This is a genomic window from Denitromonas halophila, assembly GCF_007625155.1.
Taxonomy (GTDB): Bacteria; Pseudomonadota; Gammaproteobacteria; order Burkholderiales; family Rhodocyclaceae; genus Nitrogeniibacter; species Nitrogeniibacter halophilus.
The window spans coordinates 84936-105171 of the sequence record NZ_VMNK01000019.1 but is presented as its reverse complement, the minus strand read 5'-3'; the positions used below and the strand labels follow the sequence as shown (position 1 = coordinate 105171).

6 protein-coding genes are annotated in these 20236 nt (G+C 65.5%); all 6 read right to left on the bottom strand.

The annotated features are described in order from the left end of the window. Positions 1–317 precede the first annotated feature (317 nt). The 6 genes from FHP91_RS19510 to FHP91_RS19485 all read right to left on the bottom strand — a co-directional run bounded on the left by FHP91_RS19510 (position 318) and on the right by FHP91_RS19485 (position 19946). On the bottom strand, positions 318–794 hold the full coding sequence (locus FHP91_RS19510) for a hypothetical protein (protein WP_144311170.1): 477 nt from the start codon (positions 792–794) through the stop codon (positions 318–320). A gap of 89 nt (positions 795–883) precedes the next feature. Beyond that, positions 884–1312 carry a hypothetical protein gene (locus FHP91_RS19505; protein ID WP_144311169.1) on the bottom strand — a complete coding sequence of 143 codons (429 nt, stop codon included), beginning with the start codon at positions 1310–1312 and terminating at the stop codon, positions 884–886. Positions 1313–1369: 57 nt separating this feature from the next. Beyond that, a complete protein-coding gene (locus tag FHP91_RS19500) occupies positions 1370–2296 on the bottom strand; it encodes a hypothetical protein (protein WP_144311168.1) in 927 nt (308 codons plus the stop codon). Between the two features lie 96 nt (positions 2297–2392). Continuing rightward, on the bottom strand, positions 2393–3250 hold the full coding sequence (locus FHP91_RS19495; protein WP_222105261.1) for a hypothetical protein: 858 nt from the start codon (positions 3248–3250) through the stop codon (positions 2393–2395). A gap of 443 nt (positions 3251–3693) precedes the next feature. Continuing rightward, on the bottom strand, positions 3694–5373 hold the full coding sequence (locus FHP91_RS19490) for a ShlB/FhaC/HecB family hemolysin secretion/activation protein (RefSeq protein ID WP_186301647.1): 1680 nt from the start codon (positions 5371–5373) through the stop codon (positions 3694–3696). Between the two features lie 17 nt (positions 5374–5390). Further along, positions 5391–19946: a leukotoxin LktA family filamentous adhesin gene (locus FHP91_RS19485; protein WP_186301646.1), complete on the bottom strand. Its 14556-nt coding sequence runs from the start codon at positions 19944–19946 to the stop codon at positions 5391–5393. Between the last annotated feature and the right edge of the window lie 290 nt (positions 19947–20236).

The following is a 20236-nucleotide window of genomic DNA, read 5'->3' as shown; positions in this document are numbered from 1 at the left end:
GGAAAGCAGGAGCGGAAAGCAGGAGCGGAAAGCAGGAGCGGAAAGCAGGAGCGGAAAGCAGGAGCGGAAAGCAGGAGCGGAAAGCAGGAGCGGAAAGCAGGAGCGGAAAGCAGGAGCGGAAAGCAGGAGCGGAAAGGGTCAGGTCTAGCTTAATAGCATCAATGCGCGCCACGCCCTCTGGCTGCGCGCACTGTCCGGCCAACGGTAGTGAAGTGCACGCCGAAGTGCTCGGCGATCGGTTGGTAGCTGTACGCGCCGGTCGCCGCTGGGCCTTTGGAATGCTACTAATCTAGACCTGACCCCGGAGCTGCGAGGCTTTATCGCGCAGCGTCCGGTTGGTTGCCGGGTTGGGCCTCATGGAAGTAACCGAAATACACTTCATAAATTGGCCAAAAAAGGTCTCGAATCTCTCGCCCGTCAACCATGAAGTGCGTTACTCCAAGAGAGTCGCCGACTCTACCCAGGCCGGCACGGAAGCCTTCTAATACATCGGTTCTGTCGGAAAGCGTCTCAGCGTTGTAATGTTTGACGGCATTGCAAAGGGAGCGGACGACTTCGTATTCGGGCATTGCATGGAGATGTGCGTGGAGAAGTTCTTCCTTGGTTCGGGCATCCTCTGGTTTGTTCTTGTATGAGGCAAAGCCGCCAGGACATATCCATTCGCGCAGATGGTAAAGCGGAAAGATGACGTCCAAGATTCCATCTTCCGATGGCAATTCGCAAAATGCCGTGAAGCTGCGAACCAGCCTCTCAAACAACCGCCGCGGGCTGTTAATGGAATAGACACCGTTCATGAGACCCAACGAATTAGATCGGCCGCCTGCAAAATGCGCAGCGTTTTGACGGTCGGCTGCAAGCACTGGTTGGGCCAGAGTAGTTTCAACTAGGCTTCTCCTCGTACTACAGTATTGACCTGAATCAGAACGTTCTTCAAACCAGAAATCACGCTGCCAAGCGGGGGGAAAACCATTCCATTGAGGCCCATTGGGTATCGATAATAATACGGCTTGTCGTGAGCGCTGTTCAGCATGGAACACCAATGCGGAGGGTGTTCAGAGACGACAAGACCGGCTGATGCGGCCTGAGTCCACAGTTTTTCGAGATTGTGACCAATCGACTTGAGTTGACGCTGATCCATACCAGAATGCGAAAGAAAAGCCTTTAGGGTGCATTCCAAGGCCTGCGCTGAGAGAAATGCGCATGCGAGTGGCTGGCGAGAAGAAGGAGCTTCTAACGCTTCTGCTCCATCGAATAGACCTTGTGCAGCAAAGAGAAAACTCTCGGCCGCGGAAGGCGATACGATTCGAGGCATCAAAGAATCTCCTTGTCCGAATCTGTCCACTCGGCCTCCATTACCCAACGTTTGAAATCACCGGCGCTGTGCGGGCTTATCGCGCGACGTCCGGTCGATTGATGGGTTGGGCTCCACGTTTGACTTGATAAGAATAAGCTGCTTAGCTCCAAAGGAGCCGTTGCCCACTTCATTGCCATCCGGAGCAAGCAGTCCAAGTAGTTCTTGGGCCAGACCCGATGGAGCATTTTCTTGCTGAGCAGTTCTGATTCTTGCTCTTAGGTTTGCAGCAAGCCAGTTTCTGGTTGCGATGGCTTGACTGATCGAACTATCAATCGGAGTTCCGATTTCTAAGCGGAAGAGGCTTTCTGCAAAGGAACGGTTGCCGCATGCAGCATAACACTCGGGGTGTGTTGCAGTGGTACGGACATGGCAGGGCCCGGTGGCCCGAAGTTTTCCATACCGTTGAGAGTAGATTTTCGGTGGTGTTAAGAAGTTGGCTGCGGCATAGTAGGTCTGAAAGTCCCCGGCTAGATCTTTGTAAAAAAATGCGAACGAACCGATTGACGGAAGAAGTGCGCTAGCCAATAAATCTGGCGGAGGACTGAATTTGCCAACGCCAGTAATTTGAGGGCGTTTTCCAAGCAGAAACCACTGCTCTAGATTCGCTGAAAACTGCCGACCGCAAACAGAAGGCAAAGTAGCCCTTTCCGACTTTGCCTGTAGATAGGTTAGCCGAGCGGACTTCGTGACCGAGGAAAAAGTCACGATCATCAAATCGCTCAATTCACAGCGTGCGTTCGTCCTCGCAAATGAGCCATTGCCAATGAACTCTACTTGATGCGCTGTGCCGTGATATTCCTCGACATCAAATTTTCCACTTAGCCCGACTAAGGCTTTGTGCATCTCTTGAAACAGCGGAACCTCGGCATGAGAAAACCCTTTTGTGAGTGCTCTGAATTTAAGATCATAGGCAGATGCAAAAACTCCGGCAGGGTCAACCATGCTGCAATCCTTCTTGTAGGCCCCACCGTGCAGGTAACCGGCCTGCCCGGCTTTTCGCGCAGGTCCGGTTGACCGAAGGGTTGGGCATCAATCGGTTCATGAGAGTTGCATAGCGGAATTTGACTTGATCGTAGCCGTAACATCCGGGCGTCTCGGCGTAATGACTACGTCGAATACCTCTTGGATAAACGGAGCGACCCAATACTGTGAATCTTCTTCCGGCTGCATGCCGCACTCAAGTGAATCCATATGAGCACTGGACATCATGTAATGGTTGTTCAAGAAGAAGATGTATCCGAGGTGCAGGATGAATATGTCGCGCGCGTCGTCAGCAAAACGATTAAGCCACCACCCGCGATTCTCTGTGTGAACTTCGTTGTCATTTAGCATCGCATGGCGATAGAAGTTGTAATGCGTGTGATCGTTGCATCTGCCGCGAAGGCGCTTGTATCTGTCATCACCAGCGAACACATCATTGATCGGTTTGAGCGCTCCCGACGCTTTGATGTATTGCGACATCACTCGGTACTCTGGTAGCTTTTCCGTTCCCTGGAGCCAGTTGTTTATTTTCTCGACAAAGAAGTTTTCGATACTGAAATTGTCGTGGAGGTACAGATTCGAGTAGACATTGATTACCGCTGAGTCATGGTACTTTCGCAGCAACGCGTATGCGTCGTTGATGCGTCCCGCTAGTAGGATCGTTCTCATTGACTCAACCGTACCCTGCATTGAGGAGTATACGTAGGTGTCGATATTGCAGATGGCCTTGGTACCCATCGTGGCGAATGAGAATACGGACATGGCCAGTTGCTCATAGAACTTCATGTATTGCTGGAGTTCAGCGAATACGCGATGTTCCTGATATGCCTTGTCTGTTACTTGCACCGTCGATGCCCCGCGTAGATTGACGCCCAACAGCTGTAGTAGACGGAATGGTGAGTAGACGAATGCCAAATGGGGTTAGGTCTTCAAATCCAACACTGGAGAGTGTCGGATCACTTCGCATCAAGAAGATGCGTACCGGCCCAAGCCATGGCGAAGAATTATATGCCTGAAGAATCGCCGATGCACCTGTCTCATGAGGCACGGCCGACCCGCCCTCTGCCGCGCCAACCGCAGGACACGGCGGGCGGAAAAAGGGGCTTCGCTGTTTGAGCCCGAAGGGCGAGTTTGCGAAGCACCCCGCCCGGTGCGTCCGGAGGGCGGGGACCCCCGTAGGGGGCGCGAAAGCGGGCCGTGCTTCTTTGCCTAGCTTTCTTGCACGAGCAAGAAAGTAGGTCGCCCGCCGGGGCGAGACCCGGCCAACGAACCTGCGACAGGTGCACTGCCGGTTGAACCAGCACGGCGGTTCGAGGTGCCGGCGATCCGGGCTTTGCGGGCGGCGACCGCCGCCACGCTCAATTCAACGCAATATTGAGCGACACATGCGCCCGGGGCCTCTTGTCGTGCAACTCCGCCGGATTCCCCCGTAGCGGCTGGCCAATGACGATCCGCCCGGTGACGCGTTCGGAGAAGTCGAACAACACCCCGGCGCCGACGCTGGTGAGGTAGTCGTCGTGGGTACTTTCCTTGAGGTTGCCCGGCCGGTAAGGCAGCGCACCGCCGTGGTCGATGAAGACGATACCGTGCAGGGTCGGGCCGTCGGGGTCGGCGGCCTGGTATTCCTCGAGGGTGCGGCCGATGCGCAGTTCAGCGGAAACGAAGTAGCCGTTGCGACCGGAGAGCAGGCCTTCGGAGAAGCCGCGCACGGTGTAGGCGCCGCCGATCTGGAATAGTTCGCTGGCGGGCAGGAAGCGGGTGTCGGACAGTTGCAGGCCGCCGCGCAGCAGGAGCTGGAAGCGTTCGGAGAGGCGGTCGAAACGGGTGGCGCTGCCGCGGTAGTAGAGGAAGCCTTGCTCGCCGCCCAGCGCGGTGATGCCGGAGGCGAGCGAGTGGTCGACATACCAGGCGGTGTCGTCGCTCTGGTGTTCGCTGGAGATGCCGGCGGTGAACACGCGCAGGTTGAGTTTTTCTTGCTCCAGGCCGCCGAAGGCGCTGGACGATTCGCGGGCCGAGAGGCGGCCGTAGATCGACCACATGTCTTCGAGCGTGACGATGAGCGGGTAGGTGAGCCCGGCGGTGAAGTCGCTGGAGCTGCCGGTGATGTCGAGCGGCTCGAAGGGGCCGTCGACGATGCTGATGTTGCCCTTGCTGGCCGAGAGGTCGAGGCGCAGGTCGTGCCAGTCGAGCGGCACCGAGTAGGACAGCGCGTAGTTTTCGGAGCCTTCGGTGCGGGTGGCGAGGAACTGCAGGGTGTCGCTGCGGCCCATCAGGTTGGCGAAGCGGGCGTTGAAGCCGCCGCGGGTTTCGCCCACGGTGTCGCGGCCGGCGTTGTCGAAGAACACCGAGAACTTGGTGCGCGGCGGCTCCACGGCGGTGATTTCGACATCGGTGGTGCCGAACTTGCTGCCGGCCACCACACCGGCGCGCAGCTGGGTGCTGTGCAGGCGGTTGAAGCGCACCAGCGCGGATTCGAGCACGGGCACGGAGAGCAGTTCGTCGGCTTCGAGCGCGACGCGGTCGGTGATGAAGGCGGGGTCGATGGCTTCTGCGCCGCCCACGCGCACTTCGCCCACGCGGGCTTCGACCAGGCGGAAGCGCACCAGGCCGTCCTTGATGGTTTGCGGCGGCAGGATGGCGCGCGCGGTGGCCTGGCCGGCGGCAGTGTAGAGCGCGTTGAGCGCGTCGATGGCCTGCTGCAGGTCGGCGAGGCTGACGGTCTGGCCTTCGAGCGGGTTGATGATGGCGTCGATCTGGCCCTGGGTGAGGATCTCGGAGCGGTCGATGAGGATCTGTTCGACGCGGATGGTCTTGGCGGTGCTGGCCGGCGTCGCCGGCCCGCCTTGCGGCACCGAGATTTCGGGGGCCACGGGGCGTTGCTGGATGCGCTCGTCACGCAGTCGCCGCTCGATCTCCTGTTGCTGTTGCTGCTGGATGGCGCCCGGCGATTCTGCCGTGCCCGGCTGTTGCGCCATGGCCAGCGACGTGGCCAGCATCAGCCCCAGCCCAGCGGCTTGCCGCGTGATCGTTCCCTGCATTGATTGTCTCCCCATCCTCAAAGGTCTTCGCACGCGTTTGCCTCGCCCGGTTCGCCGCAGTCGAATAGATCCGGATCGACGAACACCAGGCCACCGGCGGCGGTGGCGTAGTTTTCGGCAGCGCCGGCGGCAACGCGGTTGCTCTTGTCGTTTTTCGATTGATGATCCAGCGCGTTGAGCTGGCCGCGGCTGCGCAGGTCGGCCACGCCGCCCGGATTGCTGAACACCACCTTACGCGGGTTCTTGGTGATGATGTAGGCGCCGATCAGGGCCGACTGCGGCGTGACCACCATGTCGTACAAGCCGCTCAGGGTAAAGGCGCGCACATCGAAGCCGGGCTGGAAGCGGCGGTCGTGATGATCGACGCGGATCGCGAAGGCCGGCGTGTAGAAGGCGGCATAGTCGCCCAGCTGGCCGTCGAGCACCGTGAACAAGGGCGTGGTGGCGGTGACGTTGCTGGTGGTGGCCTTGAGCGTGTCGATGGTGATGGCGGTGCCGCTGTCGAGCACCAGTTTGACGTCGCTGGCCGGCAGGCCGCGGTAGCCGAAGGCGCTGACGGTCAAGGGTGTGCTGGCGTCGGGGGCCGAGGCGGTTACGTCGATCTGGTCGGCGGACACGATGAGCTGCGGCGTGGTGACCGAGATCGGGGTCGGCCCGCCCACGCTGTCGGGCGCGGTCATGACGACCGAGGTGCCGGCCGAGATGGCCGGGGTGACGGCGGATTCGGACAGCACGCTGCCGGAGCCGTCGCTGCCGGCGTCGATGCGCACGGTGGTGGCGGCGGCAATGCTGGCGGCCGCGCCCAGGGTGACATCATCGTCGGCGCCGAGCGTGACCGAGCCGGCCTTGACCGTGCCTTCGACGTCCAGACTGCCGGCGTTGGCAAAGAAGGCGAAGGGGCCGTTGGTGGTGATGTCGCCGATGCGGCCCGGCACGCCGACGCTGGCCAGATAGATGCCCAGCGGGGCCATGGCGTTGAGCACGCCGTCGCGGGCGACATTGACCTCCAGCGCGCCGTTGGCGTCGGCCGGGATGCCGATGGTGGTGCCGGCGGACAGATTGACGTTGTGCCCCTGGATGTTGAGCTTGGTGTCGTGTCCGGCATCGAGGATGGCCCCCGGCGCGGACAGGGTGACGTCCTGCTGGCTATACACGGTGCCGACGTCCATGTCGCCGCTCAGCTCGGTGATGAAGATGTCACCGCGCGCGCGGGCATCGAACAAGGCGCCGTCGGCCAGATCGACCACGATTGGCGCCAGTGCGCTGCCGATGCCGCCCTGACCGCCCTCGAGAACCATGTCGGTGGCGACGATCGCCGCCGTGCCGGCCGGCGCGATGCTGCTGATGCCGTCGGACGACTTGATGCGCACATCGCCCGGCGAGCGCACCTGCGAGATGACCACCGGCGCTTCGCTGCCGAGCAGGATCTTGTCGCCGGCGATGGCGGTCAGGCCGGTGCTGGCGGTGATGTCGACATCGTCCTGGCGGCGGATGCGGATCTCGCTGTCGGTGAGCGTGAAGTCGCGCGCCTCGGCGGTGAGCAGGGCGAGCTTCTCTTCATCGGTCAGCGTGTCCGGGTTGGTGCCGCGGGCAATGACGAAGTCGCCGACGCTTTGACCAATGCTGCCGGCCACGTTGAGCGCCACGTTACGGCCGATCACGTTGGCTTGCTCGATCGTGATTTCGGTGTCGGTCACCGGGCGGAACAGGCCGGCGCTCAGCGCCGTCTTCAGTTGCTGGTCGGTCCACACCGCACCGTCGCGCAGGTCCGATTCTTCAGTGGTGCTGGCGGTGTAGGTGAAGCCCGGGTTGAACGGGCTGCCGCCAAAGCGGGCATGGCTGTCATGGTAGAAGGCGGTCTGCTCGGCTTCGTAGGTCTTGATGTCGGCGTCGTTCCAGCCGTTGGCGGTCTTGAGTGCGCTGGCGGTGCCGGTGTCGAGTTTGAAGGTGAAGCCGGGGTTGTAGGCGTCAGCCACCCAGGTGCCGTTCTCGTTGCGCACCTTGCGCATGTCCCAATAGGCGCGGTAGTCGTTCTTGACGCCGGCTTCGAAGTTGGCCACGGTCTCGTCGGCCGCGGCCTTGGCCGGGTCGCCACGCAGACGCATGCTGTCCCACAGCGAGAGCAGTTCGGCGGCGGTCTTGTCGTCCGCCTGTTCGATGGTGTTGGCGTCGACCAGGTTGCCGGTCGGCACATCCAGCGTCACGTCACCGGTTTGCGATTCGATCTTGCCGGCGCGCAGGTCGCCGGCCGTCTCGACCAGCACGATGTCGCCGTTGGCCAGTGCGGAGACCACGCCGTCACCGAGGTTGTCGATGCGGATCGGTGCGCCGCTGTTGGCGATGTCGCCGCTTTCGCTGACCAGATTGACGCCGTAGCCGCTGATGGTCACCGTCGGTGTGGTGGTCAGCAGGTGGCGGTCGGCGGACAGCGAGACGGCGCCGGTGGCCGAGCTGGCCGCGGCCACGCGCAGGTCGCCGCCGATTTCCATCACGTTGGCGCCGCTGTGGCCGTTGATCCAGATCTGGCCGTCGGTGCCGCCGAGCGCGGCGTCGGTGAGGTCGACCCGCACCGGCTGGGCAGCGGTGCCGACCGCGCCGTTGGCGCTGTTGAGGATGACGTTGCTGCCGACGATGTAGCCCGCGTCAGAGAGGCTGGCCATGCCGCCACCGGCGTTGATCAGCGTATCGCCGGCCACGCTGCGCACCAGGCCGTTGAACAGCACCTGCCCGGTGGTCGAATTGACCGTGACGTTGGAGGTGTCGTAGCCGGTGAAGTTGATGTCGATGCGGTTCGACGCGTTGAGGCTGTGGTTGAAGTACTCGTACACCGTCCACTTGTAGGTGGTGGTGAGGGTCACCTGCTCGTAGATGGCCACGTCGCAGAAGCCGATGCACACCCGGTTGCTTTCGGTCGGGCCGGCGGTCTTGACCTTGCCGGTGGTCGATTGGGTGTAGTTCATCTTGTACTGGTCGGAGCCACCGCCAATCGACAGCCAGTCGCCGGTCAGGCGGTCGGTATAGACGGGCGTCCCCGGGGTGATCTTGTCCGGGTCGTCGGTGTCGGCCCAGGCCCAGTCGGCACCGAGCAGGATCTTCTTGGTGTAGATCCGGTCTTCGGTCCATTGTTGCTTGCGGCCGTTGATCCAGTTGAAGCGGCGGTTGGCCACCGGGTCGTAGTAGCCGCTGCGGCCGGTGGTGCTCGACACCTGGTAGGTCGGGTTGCCGTCGGCATCGGTGGTTCGGCTGTCCTTGACCACCACGGCATCGCCGAGGCGGCTGATCAGGGTCACCAGTGGCACGCCGGCGTTGGTGGTGCCGCTCATGTCGGCGCTGCCCGGGATGATCACCCGCTTGGCCAGGTCGGTGATCTTGATCGTGCCTTCGACGCCGGGGCCGGTGTCGAGGCGGTTGAGCACCACGTCGTAGTTGCTGGTGTTGTTGACCGTGATGCGGCCGTAGCCGTCGAGCACCTTCAACTGCCCGTTGCCGGTGGAGAAGATGTTGCCGAACAGCTCCATGTGGCCGCCGCCCATGCGCACGTTGTTCAGTTCGAGGCGGTCGTTGGCCAGGTCGTAGCGCACCTTGATGTCGCTGCTCGCCGGGTCCGGGGCGTTGAGGTCGAGATACTGCGGCGCCGTGTCCGGGTTGGCCAGATACGCGGCCTTGGCGGTGGCGATGGCGCCGGCCTTGGCGCTGACCAGGCCGTTGGTGATGTTGATGCCGCGATCGGGCAGGCCGGCCTGGATCAGGCCGTTGATGTTGAGCTTCTCGCCGCTGATGTACACATTGTTGCCGGCGATCGTGGTGCTGCACCGGTCGCCGGTGCACAGATGCGGCGTGCTGTTGGTGCTGTAGTCGCCGGCGGCGCTGTCGGCGCTGTCCGAGCCGCCCAGGGCGATGGCGGCGTTCTCTCGGTTGTCCGGCAGGGTGCCCAGCTGGCTGATCGGGTTGCCGCCCTGGTGGGTGAAGCCCGGCGTGTAGGTCTGGATGAAGTCGCCGCCGGTGGCGATGTCCACCGTTTCGGCGTTGATCTTGGCCGAGGAGCGAATGGTGCCGTGGCTCTTGGCCTGGGCCAGCCCGCGCAGGTTGGTGATGTCGCCAAAGATCCACAGCTGGGCGGCGCCGTTCGGCGTCACGTCGGTGTCATTGGTGTTCTCGATCCGGATCACCGGCTTGGCGGTGTTGAGCGCGCTGGTGACCGCCACGCCGGTGGTCTTGCCCAGTGCGTTGCGGGCGTTGATGTCAGTGGCCGAGGACACGCTGCGGCCATTGAACAAGACCTTGCCGCCATCGTCGTCCGGAATGGTCAGGGCGCTGGTGGTCATGAAGCGCGTCGACCGGTTTTCGACGTCGATGCGTACGTCGCCCGGCGCGGTCAGACTGCCGCCGCCGGTCATCGCGTCGCCGGTGACAGCCACATTGCCGGTGGTGGCGAGGATGGGATTGACGTCCAGGAAGCCGACCCGCGTGTTTGCCCCCAGCGCGGCCAGCTGCGCCTCGAGGATGTCGGCGTCGTTGTCGAGCGCCAGCGCGTAATCGGCGGCGCTGACTTCGCCTTCGTAGTCGGTGGCTGCATTGCGCACCGCAATGGCGCGGTTGCGCAGCGCGGTGATCTCGGCCGACAGCAGATCCGACAGCAGCACGTTGTCGCGCAGGGTGTAGCTCACCTGCTCGGAGGTCACGGCCGTGTCGTCGGCATTGAAGGTGAGGAACTGGTGATGCCAGATGCCCGCCTCGACCACGCCATCGACATTCACCGCCGAGCCCGGGTTGAACGGATTGTTGCTGTTGTCGGCGGTGGTGCCGGCGCGGATCTTGAGCGAGGAGGTATCGGCGCCAAAGAACTCGCCGATGGCCGACAAGACCTCGCGGTAGGCGTCGGTGCCTTCACCAAAACCGCGAACGGTGTGGGTGCCTTCGCTGGCGGTCAGATGCACGCTGCGCACCGAGCGCACCTTGGCGCCGGTGGCGACATTGATGCTGTTGTGCTGGTTGATCTCGCCATGCGCCTGCGGGTCGTTTTCGATCGGCAGCGCGGTGCGGTTCCACAGGCGGGTGTCGGCATCGGCGTTGAGCTGGTTGCCGGTGCTGCGGTCGGTGCCGGCCATCAGGTGCACATCGTGCTCGGCCTGGATGTTGGCGCCGGTGGCGACATTCACCGTGTTGTCGGCCTTCACATAGGCGCGGCTGCGTCCCTCGGCGGCGCCGGCGACACCGTAGGTCTTGGAGCGGGTTTCGGCATTCACGTCGGCGTCGGTGCGGGCTGACACGTTGATCTCGCCGTCGCTCACAATCGTCGCGCTGCCGATGCGGACGGTGCCGTCGTTGAGCTCGTTGTTGATCGTCGACTCGCTGCGGGCGATGGCGATGGCACCGCCCGAGTCGAGGCGGACGGAGTCGTGCGCATTGACCGTGTTGAGCGCCGCCACATTGAGCACGCCGCCGGTGTCGGTGCCGTTTTCGATGGTGATCGTGGCGCCGTCGCTGATATCGACGCTGGCCCGGTTGCGGAGGGTGCTGCGGCTGCTGGCCGCCGAGCCGTTGAGCAGTCCGCCCGCACCGGCATCGACCTGATAGCCCGCGCTGGGCTTGGTGATGGTGTTGCTGGCGGTGACGCGCAGCGCCTCGGTCTGCACGTTGAGGTTGCGGCCGATGGTGGCGTTGGTGTGGGTGTCTGCCGTGTTGGTCGCTTTCGCGCCCGAGTAGCCGACCGCCGAGGCGTTGGTGGAGTCGGCCTCGGCATCGATCCGGGCCGTCTGGGTGGCGCTCACATCGACGCGCGTGGCCTTGATCTGGCCCGTGCCGCCCGCGGCCGTGCCAAGTGCTGCCGTGGTGTGAGTCGTGGTGTCGGTGGTGGCGTTGGCGGCCACCAGCGAACCCAGACCGCCGCTGCCGGCGACCGTGCTGGCGCGGTTGTCGTCGTTGCCGTTGGCGGTGACGTCGACGGCATCTGCGGCGGCGCCAGCGTGCGAGATGCTCACGCTGTCACCCACGATGGCGCGGGTGGTGTTGTTCGAGTGGGCCCAGGACGCCGTTCCGCCCGCAGCAATTGCCCCGCCGGTGATGCCGGTGGTGTCGGCGCGCTGGCGGGTTGATTGCGTGGCGCCGACATGCACGGTGTCGGCGATGTCGAGGGTGCTGCCGTCGCCAACCTGAGCGGTGGTGGTGCCGAGCGACTCGGCCTCGGCCTTGGTGACGGAGCCGGCAAACAGCAGGCCGCCCGCGGCGCCGGTGGCGTAGGCGGTGGTCCCCGGCCCCGAGGTGTTGCGCGTGGCGTCGAGACTCAGCGCGCGGGCGGTGATGACCGAGTTCGCGCCGACCAGGCTGGTCACATCGGAGTGGGTGGTGGCGGTGGCGAGGGAGGCGCCGATGCCGACGCCAGCCGAGACATTGACCCCGATCGCGTTGGCGTCGGTGCGGGTCGTGCCGGTGGCGCCGACGGTCACCGTGTCGGCCACGGTAATCCGGCCGTTGGTGCCCAGCGTCGCGCTGACGCTCGGCAGGTTGTTTGCCGTGGCCACCGAGCCGCTGGCCGCCAGGCCGATGCCGGCCTTGCCGGCGATGGTCTTGGCTTTCGCGGTGGTACTCGAATTGGCGGTGATGCTCAGGCTGTCGACCGTGCCGACCGACTGGCCGACCTGCAGGTTGTTGCCCGCACTGGCGGTGGTTGCGCCGTTGATGGTGGCGGTAGCGACCGAAGCGCCGACCGCAGCGGCGCCGCCGACGCTGACGCCGACCGCTTCGCTCTCGGCGCTGCGATCGTCGCTGGCCGAGACGCTGACGCCAGTGGCGTCCACAATCTGCACGCCGTCGCCAATGGCGGCGCGGGTGGTGCTGTTGTCGGTCACGAAGGCCAGTGCCGCATCGATGGCGATGCCGCCGTAGCTGCCGGCAAAGCCGGTCAGGTCGCTCACGGTTTTGGTGTGGGCGTGCGCCGAGATGGCGCCGCCGCTGTTGAGCGTGGCCAGCGCGGCCACATCGGCCGCCGTGCCGGCATTGACCGCCACCACGCCGACGCCGACGCCCAGGCCGACGCCGCCGACCGACGCACCGCCGGCCAGCACCTTGATGTTCACATCCTGACGCGCATCGACATCGATGGCGCCGGTGGTGGTGGTGACGTTGGCGTCGCCGATGGTGGCGGTGGTGCCGTCGGTGTTGGCACCGGCCAGATCGCCGGAGATGCTGACCCCGGCACGTGCCGCTTGCGATTGCGACCCGGCGTCGCGGATGCGCGCATCGTCCGAGCCGGCGAGCAGGCTGTTGATGCTGCCGTCGCTGGCCTGGTCGTCGGCGTAGCTGTTCACATCGGCGAAGTCGCCGCTGTCGGACTTGAGCTTCTTGCGCCCTTCGGCGTCCAGCCCGCTGCCCACCGAATACACCGAGATGCCACCGGCAATCGCGCCGATGCCGCCAGCCGCGCTGACGGTGATCGAGTCGATGTCGGCGCTGGTGAGTGCATTGACGTCCACATCACGCCTGGCCGAGACCTGCGCGTTGTTGTCGATCAGGGCGGTGGTGTCGTTCTTGACCGTGCCCACATCCACGCCGCCGGCCGCGCCGACCGCGCCGCCCGCGAGCGAGCCGGTGTAGGCGTCGAGTTTGGCGTGGTTCTTGGCGCTGACGTTCACATCCTGGGTGCTGCTGCCGTTGGTCACGCCCTGGTTGATGAGTGCGCCGTTGCCGATGACGGCGGTGGTGTCCGAATCGACGCTGGTGACGGTGACCGCGCCCGATACGCCGGCGTAGAAGCCGCCCGCGCCGCTGGCCGCGACCGAGAACAGGTCTTCGGACGAGTTGGCCTCGACCATCAGGCCGGTGATGGCGTCGCGGTCAGTCAGGTCGTTGCCCGACAGCGCCTGCATGCTGGCCGTGTTGTTGCCGCGCGCATTGACCGTGGCGCCTGCGCCGACACCGGCGGTGGTGTCTTTCTCGATACGGGTGACGCCCACCGCGCCGCCCACGCCGGCCGCGCCGAGGCCGACCGCGAGTGTGCCGTCGACCACATCGGTTTCGGTGTCGTCGGTGGCGATGATGCGCACATTGCCGTCGGCATCGACGACCGAACCCGTGCCGGTGGTGGCGCTGGTGACGTTGGTCAGCGACAGCACCGAGGTGGAGCCGGCCACGCCGACCGTGCCGCCCACGCCGAGGCCGGCGGCGATGGAGAGGATCTCTTCCTGGCCGTGGGCTTCGATGGACACGTCCTTGCGGGCACGGATATCGGCCGAGTCGCCCACTTTGGCCGTGGTGGTGTGCTTGGCCACCAGCACGTCGGCGGCGGCACCGATGCCGACCGCGCCGGCGCCCGAGGCCGAACCGGCGATGCCCATCTGGTAGTGGTCGTTGCCGGCGCCAACCAGCACCGACTGGCCGGCGGCGGCGCCGGTGTTCTGGTTGATCTGCGCGTTGTTGGCGATCTCGGCGGTGGTGGTCGTGGTGATCACGTTCACATCACCGGCCAGGGTGATCGCGGCGGAGCCGGCGGCGGCACCGGTGGCGGAGATGGTTTCGACGTCGTCCTTGTTGGTGGCGGTCACCGCCAGGCCCTGGAAGCCGGTGGTGGTGCCACGGCTGGCGACGCGCTGGCCGGTGAGGGCGGCGCTGTCGCTGCCGTCGGGGTTGTTGCCGGCCGGGGCGCTGATCTCGCCCTCGTCGGTGCCGTTGGCGGTGTAGGTGGCGGCGTTGAAGCTGCCGTTGGCGATGGTCACGCCGGCCTTGGTGCCCAGCGCATCGACCGTGGCGCCGGTGCCCACGCGCGCGGTGACGGTCTTGGTGAGCACTGCGACCGCGGCCGACGCACCCACGCCGGCGCTGCCGCCGAAGGCGCCGTTGCCGGCGATCATGTCGATCTCGTTGTCGTCATCGGCCGAGACGACGACGTTGCCATCGCTGTGCACTATGGCGCCGTCGGCGATCTCGCTCTTGGTGGTGACGTCGACCACATAGACTGAGGCCGAACCGGCGATGCCGGCCGAGCCGCCGGCCGACAGCGAGGCGGCGACCGAGGTGATGTCCTCTTCGCTGCGCGCCTCGACGGTGACGGTGTCGTTGGCTTTCACGTTGCCGGCCACGCTGGCGGTAGTGGTCTTGCCGATCAGGCCCACGTCGGCGCCCGCGCCCACGCCGCCGCTGCCGCCAAAGGCCACCGCGCCGGCCACGCCGAGCAAGGTGGTTTCGTCCGAGGCGCGCACGGTGACGTCCTGCGTGCTGCTGCCGTCGTCGAGCGGGTTGATGCTCGCGCCGCTGCCGATGGCGGCGGTGGTGGTTTCGGTCAGGTCGGTGACCGTGGCCGAGCCGGCCACACCAGCGCTGCCGCCGCCCGAGCCGCCGGCGGCGATGGTTTCGATGTCTTCATGCGAGGTGGCGGTGACCGCCACGCCGCGGGTGGATTCGGTCAGCAGTGCGCCGGCGCTGTTCTTGTCGCCGGTGGGCACATCGATGGCGGCGCGCTTGCCGCGACCGGTGGCGCTGCCGTCGATGCGCGCTTCCACGGTGTTGTCGGTGATCAGCACCGAGGCCGAGGCGCCGATGCCGGCCTTGCCGCCGCCGGCGACGTTGCCGGCGAGGCTGAAGAGGTCGACATCGTCGGCGGCGCCGACGTGGATGTTGCCGTCGGCGATCGCCGTCGAGCCGGCGTCGATGCTGGCTTTGACGGTGTTCTTCGCTTGCACCACCGTGCCCGCGCCGGCCACGCCGGCCTTGCCGGACACCCCGCCGGCGGCAGAGATGCCCTCGATGTGGGTGCTCGAATCGGCTTTGACGGTGACGTCGCCGGCCGTGGATTCGGCGTTGGCGTTGTTCTTGAGGCGGGCGTCGACAATGTTGTCGACATCGTTCCAGGCGAAGGTGACGCCCACGCCGGCCGAGCCGGTGGTGGCGCCGAGCGCGCCGGCCAGGCCGAAGATGCGCGAGCTGTCGGTCGATTGCAGCGCGATGTTGGCGGCGCTATCGACGCCGTCGCCGCCGCGGGTGCCGGCAATCCAGGTCTTGGTGCTGTTGTCGATGGTGTTGATGGTCACCGCCGCGGCGCCGGCCATGGGGCCTTTGCTGGCGCCGATGGCGGCGGAGATGGTGTCGATGCTGTTGTCGGTGGTGGCGGCCACGCTGACCAGGCCGGTGGCGTCGACGTCGCTGTTGGCGATCCAGCTCTCGGTGTCGTTATCGAGCTGGTTCCAGCTGAAGGACAGGCCGATGCCGGCCTTGCCGCCGAAGGCGATGGCGCCGGCGATGGCGCGGATGGTCGAATCATCCAGCGCGGTGAGGCCGACCGTGCTCACGCCGGTGAGCAGCACATTGCTGAGGTAGGTCTTGGTGCTGTTGTCGATGGCGTTGATCGACACCGAGCCGGCCACGCCGACCTTGCCCTTGGTGCCGGCGATCGATGCGGAGAGCGTCTCGATGGTGCCGGTGGTCTTGGCGTCGGCGGTGAGCGGGCCGCTGAGCGTGAGCGTGGCGTCGTCGGCATAGGCGGCGGTGGTGCCGGCGAGCGAGTTCTGCGCGTAGGAGCCGGCCAGCGCGTTGCCGCTTTGCTGGGTGGAGATGGTGACCGCGCCGGACAGGGCCGACAGGGCGAGGGTGTTGGTGGCGTCGAGGTCGAGCGCGGTGGCGGCGGCGATCGTCGCGCCATCGGAGACATAGGCCTGGGTGTCGGCGGTCACGTCGTTGATGGATACGTCGGCCGAGACCGCCACGCCGAACTTGCCCTTGCCGGACTTGCTCGCCGTGCCGCTGCCGCCGCCGTCCTGCGTATCGCTGGCGCCGGCGGGCATGTCGGTCTGGGCCTTGCTGTCGGTGGCCAGTGCGCCGGCCACCGAGTAGGCGCCTTGCGAGACTTCAGACGCCGCGACCAGATTCACCTTGCCGGTGGTGCTGATGTTGCCCAGTGCCGGCACGAGGTCGAGGCCGAGCGGGTCGAAATTGCCGATGTAGGCGGCCACGTCGGAGACGATGGTGTTCACCGACACCGAGAAGCCGATGCCGACCTGGCCCTTGGTGGCGACCACGCCGCCGGCCACGGAGATGTTCTCCAGATCGCCCTTGGCATTGACGGTGATGTCGTCGCCGGCGGCCACGGTGGCGTCGTCGTCGATGGCGGCCGTGGACGTGTTGGTGAGGGTGTTGATCGACACCGCGCCTTCCACTCCGACCGCGTCGGAGCTGCCGCCGGCCTCGGTGACGGTGATCACGCGCTGGATGTTGGTGGCGTCCACGTCGACCGCGTTGGCGCTGTTCACTTTGGCGTTGCCGCGAATGGTGGCGCTGGCGTTGGTGTCGATGCTGATCAGCCCGGCCGAGCCGCCAAGCGCGGCCTTGCCGCCGCTGGTGCCGAGGAATTTCTTGGACAGGATGCCGACCGCGCCGGTGAGGCTGATGTCGTTCTTGGCGCTGACCTTGACCGACTGCGTGGCCAGGCCGGGGATGGCGGTGTAGCGGGTGTTGATCTGCGCGCCTTCATCAATATAGGCGGTGGCGTTGTTGTCGAGGTCGAACAGGTTCACGCCCACGGCCAGGCCGATGCCGCTCTTGCCCTTGGCGGAGTTGATCGAATAGGTGGTGAGGAACATGTCCAGCACGCCGCCGGTCAGGAAGCTCAGGATCTCGTCGGGATCTTCCCAGTCGATCTGCCACGGGTAGGGCACATGAGTTTGTGCGTCGACCCGCAGCGCGCCCTTGGCGTCGACCGTGGCGCCCTTGCCGATGAAGGCATTGGCGGTGTTCACAAAGCTGCCATAGGCCACCGAGCCGCCCACGGCCGAGCCGGTGGAGCTGGTCTTGGCGCCGGCGCTGGAGCTGGGGTCGTCGGTGATCTTGGCGGTGACCGAGATGCCGCCCGCCGCTTTGACGTCGGCCAGCGGTGCGATGGAGGCGGTGGCGGTGTTGTTGCCGGTGCTCCACGCCACCGCGCCAGCGGCGTTGAACTTGCCTTCCTTGATGCCCGGGAAGAGGAAGCTGGTGAGGCGGTCGGCGGTGGCCGGGTTGATCTTGCCGGTGGCGGTGAGAATGCCGCCCACCACGTTGCGCTGGATGCCGGCCTTGAAGTTGGTGATCTTGGCCGAGATCGACGACGGGTTGCCCAGCGTGGCGGCGTTGGCCGAGTTGCCTTCTTCGATGTCGGCGTTGGCGGTGACGCTGACATCGCCGGTGGTGGCTTCGGCCGTGCCGCCGAGCGTGGCGGTGGTGGTCGAGGTGGTCTCGCTGATCGCCAGCGACAGGCCCACGCCGCTGCCGCCGGTGTTCTTGGCGTCGGCGGCGGCATTGATCTCGGCCTCGGTCTGCGCGTCGACGCTGATCGAACCGCCGGTGGTCGTGGTGCTGTCACCGACCTCGGCAATCGTGGTGATGCTCGTGTTGGCACGCACAAAGGTGGCGTCGACCGGCTTGTTGATCGAATTGACCGTGGCGGTGACATCGATCTCGGTGTTGGTGTGGGCTTGCACCGTCAGCGCGTTGGTGGCGGTGACGTTGGCTGTGCCGACCACGCGGGCGCGCGCTTCGGCGGTGGATTCGCCCCAGGCGGCCGAGAACAGGAAGGGGCTGCTGAAGGTCGGCTTGGCGGCCGAGTCGGCGTCGGCGCCGATGGTGACTGTGTCGGTGCCGATGATCAGCGTGGCGCCATCCACCAGTGTGGTCGCCTTGGCGGTGGACAGCGCCACCAGCGGCACCGAGTTGAAGTCGAACAGGTTGTCGTCCAGCGCGGTGATCAGCGGACCGTCGGGGTCGGGCAGCCAGCTTTGGTCGAGCAACTTGGTGGCGGTGCCGAGGATCTGGTAGACCAGCGAGGTGGTGGCGGTCGAGGTGATGTCGATCGTGTTGCCACGGATCTCGCTCTTGATCGCGCCGCTGTCGCCGATGGTGGTGGTGGCGGTGGCGGTTTTTTCGAAGCCCGAGCGCGCACCGGCGTGGCTGCTGATGGTCACCTTGCCGCTGCCAGTGACTTTGCTGCCGAGCACCGTGGTGGTGGCGGTGGCTTTGGTGGTGACGCTGAGGAAGGCGCCGCCGATGCCGTCGATGGGGTCGTCCAGCTCCTGGTCAATCTGGCGCTGGGCGTCGGCCACGGTCAGAGCCGGGTTGTTTTCGAGCAGCTCGTTCACCAGCGAGGTCTCGGCGGACGAACGGATGGTGATGTCCTTGCCGGTGACGGTCGCTTCGGTCAGCGACACGCTGGCGGTGACGTCGCGGTTGGCGCCGATGGCGTCCAGGCTGCGGCCTTCGACTTTGACGTCGCCGCCGGTTCTGCCGCTGTCGGCATGGGCGAGCAGGCGGCTGCCGGCTTTGAGCTCGACGTTGGCGGCGCGCAGGGTGAGATCGCCCGAGTCGCCTTGCGAGGCGTCAGTGGCGTGGTTGCCGGTGGTGGGGTTGGCGATGTCGCGGGTGGAGATGGTGATGTTGTTGCCGACGGTGATCTTGTCGTTGGCGATGAGGGTGAAGTCGGCGCCGTCGGTGTGCTGGTTGGCGCTGACCACCTCGATGTTGTTGGGGTCGATCAGCACCGCGCCGCGTTTGCCGGCGGTGGCATTGGCCTTGAGCGCGCCACCTTCGAGCTTGACGGTTTCGGTGGCCGAAAATTCGATATGGCCGCCGTCGCCGGAGACTTCGCCGCCGCGGGCCGACAGCTCGCCGCCGGTGGCCAGCGTGGCCGTCTCTTCGGCCCAGACGCGGATCTTGCCGCCGTCAGAATTGGCGCCACGGCCGTCGGCCGACACCCGGCCGCCGTCGGCCACGGTGATGTCGCCGCCGGCGTCGATGCGGATGCGGCCGGCAGCTTCGCCGCTGGCGCCATCGGCCGACACGGCACCGGCAATGTTCACGGCGTCGGCGGCAACGATGCGCACGGTGTCGCCGTCCTGCAGCATCTGCGCGCCGGCTTCGAGGCCGTCGATATTGACCAGTGCGCCAAAGCCGGCATGCGCTGCGGCGCCGGCTTCGATGCGCGCGCCACCGTCGATGCTGACATTGGCCGCGGCCAGTTGCACCGCGCGGGCGGCTTTGACCGAGCCCTTGACCGTGATCAGGCCCGATTCGGACAGCGGGATTTCGCCGCGCAGCGCCTGATCGACCGCCGCGTCGTCAATCGCCCCGCCGGGGCCGATCAGCCGTTCCATGTAGGCCGGTGTCGGTGTGGCGACGGTGAGGCTGCCCACGTTGATCTGGCCTTGCGCGCCCACGACCATGCCGTGCGGGTTGAAGAAGAACACGTTACCGCCGATGCGCCCGTCCTTGTAGGCATTCATCACCCCGTCGATCTGGCTGCGTTCGTTGCGCACCAGGTTGAGCAGGTTGGCGGTTTGCTGGGGCAGGTGCAGATTGACCGTCTGGCCCGAGCCGATGTTGAAGCGCGAGAAGGAGTTGAAGGCGTTGTTGCCTCTGACCGTGGCCGTGGTGATGTCGGTGACCGCCCCCGCCTGGGTCAGCGTGGTCGCCGTCCGCCCGTCGGTGACGATGCCGGGTTGCCCCGCCATGGCCATCGGGGCGGCGAGCAACAGCCAGCTCGAAAAGGCATTGAGGAAGGCACAGCGGCGCAATACGCACAGATATTGGCGACGCAGATAGGTCAGGGCCCCTTGGCTCACGGTACTTCTCCCGGTTGGCGCATCGTGGGGGCTGGGATGCAGGTGCATCGCCGGTGAGACAGAATGTGGACTTCAGCCCGCCGCGAAGTGAAAAGCAGAGGCAGTGCCGGTGGGCGCCGTGAAGGTGCGCGTCGGTCCATCAGTCATTGCCGCGGTCCCTGCCCGGTTCTTGAGTGCCGGGGTCGGGGGAGTTCGAATGCAGTGTTCTTCAGGCTTGGCAGACGGGGGTGTGTCGGCCAATTAGACACATGTCGATGGGTGTGGGGTCATGAAGCAAGACATGTACCGCA

Bases quoted from the DNA above. Each gene is read 5' to 3' on its own strand.
- FHP91_RS19500 (WP_144311168.1), bottom strand. From the start codon at position 2,296: ATGGTTGACCCTGCCGGAGTTTTTGCATCTGCCTATGATCTTAAATTC.
- FHP91_RS19490 (WP_186301647.1), bottom strand. From the start codon at position 5,373: ATGCAGGGAACGATCACGCGGCAAGCCGCTGGGCTGGGGCTGATGCTG.
- FHP91_RS19510 (WP_144311170.1), bottom strand. From the start codon at position 794: ATGAACGGTGTCTATTCCATTAACAGCCCGCGGCGGTTGTTTGAGAGG.
- FHP91_RS19505 (WP_144311169.1), bottom strand. From the start codon at position 1,312: ATGCCTCGAATCGTATCGCCTTCCGCGGCCGAGAGTTTTCTCTTTGCT.